1 rRNA gene is annotated in these 1,215 nt (G+C 52.1%); it reads left to right on the top strand.

Features of this window, described 5'->3' with window-relative positions:
* Positions 1–1,215: ribosomal RNA gene (locus ACFQZR_RS08835) — 23S ribosomal RNA — on the top strand; the annotation flags it as partial.

The following is a 1,215-nucleotide window of genomic DNA, read 5'->3' as shown; positions in this document are numbered from 1 at the left end:
GGTTAAGCTACTAAGAGCACACGGAGGATGCCTAGGCGCTAGGAGTCGACGAAGGACGTGGCGAACAACGAAATGCTTCGGGGAGCTGTAAGCAAGCTTTGATCCGGGGATGTCCGAATGGGGAAACCCGGCTGGTGTAATAGCCAGTCACTCATATCTGAATACATAGGATATGAAGAGACAGACGAGGGGAACTGAAACATCTAAGTACCCTCAGGAAGAGAAAACAATAGTGATTCCGTCAGTAGCGGCGAGCGAACGCGGAACAGCCTAAACCAGAGAGCTTGCTCTCTGGGGTTGTGGGACGTCTCACATGGAGTTACAAAGGAACCGGTTAAACGAAGAGGTCTGGAAAGGCCCGCCATAGAAGGTAAAAGCCCTGTAATTGAAAGTCTGTTCTCTCCGAGACGTATCCCGAGTAGTGCGGGGCACGTGAAATCCCGTATGAATCTGCCAGGACCATCTGGTAAGGCTAAATACTACCTAGCGACCGATAGTGAAGCAGTACCGTGAGGGAAAGGTGAAAAGCACCCCGGAAGGGGAGTGAAATAGAACCTGAAACCGTGTGCTTACAAGAAGTCAGAGCCCGATCTATGGGTGATGGCGTGCCTTTTGTAGAATGAACCGGCGAGTTACGTTCCCGTGCAAGGTTAAGGTGAAGAGCCGTAGCCGCAGCGAAAGCGAGTCTGAATAGGGCGACATAGTACGTGGACGTAGACCCGAAACCGTGTGATCTACCCCTGTCCAGGGTGAAGGTGCGGTAACACGCACTGGAGGCCCGAACCCACGCATGTTGAAAAATGCGGGGATGAGGTGGGGGTAGCGGAGAAATTCCAATCGAACTCGGAGATAGCTGGTTCTCCCCGAAATAGCTTTAGGGCTAGCCTCGGTGTCAAGAGTCGTGGAGGTAGAGCACTGATTGGGTGCGGGGCCCGCCAAGGGTTACCAAGCTCAGTCAAACTCCGAATGCCATAGACTTATAACCGGGAGTCAGACAGTGAGTGCTAAGATCCATTGTCAAAAGGGAAACAGCCCAGACCATCAGCTAAGGTCCCCAAGTGTGTGTTAAGTGGGAAAGGATGTGGAGTTGCACAGACAACCAGGATGTTGGCTTAGAAGCAGCCATCATTTAAAGAGTGCGTAATAGCTCACTGGTCGAGTGACTCTGCGCCGAAAATGTAACGGGGCTAAACACACCACCGAAGCTATGGCTTG

This window comes from Paenibacillus sp. GCM10027629 (assembly GCF_042676425.1).
In the GTDB taxonomy this organism is placed as follows: Bacteria; Bacillota; Bacilli; order Paenibacillales; family Paenibacillaceae; genus Paenibacillus_K; species Paenibacillus_K terrigena.
Note: the sequence above shows the minus strand (reverse complement) of the source record. Positions and strands in the feature narration are given on the sequence as shown.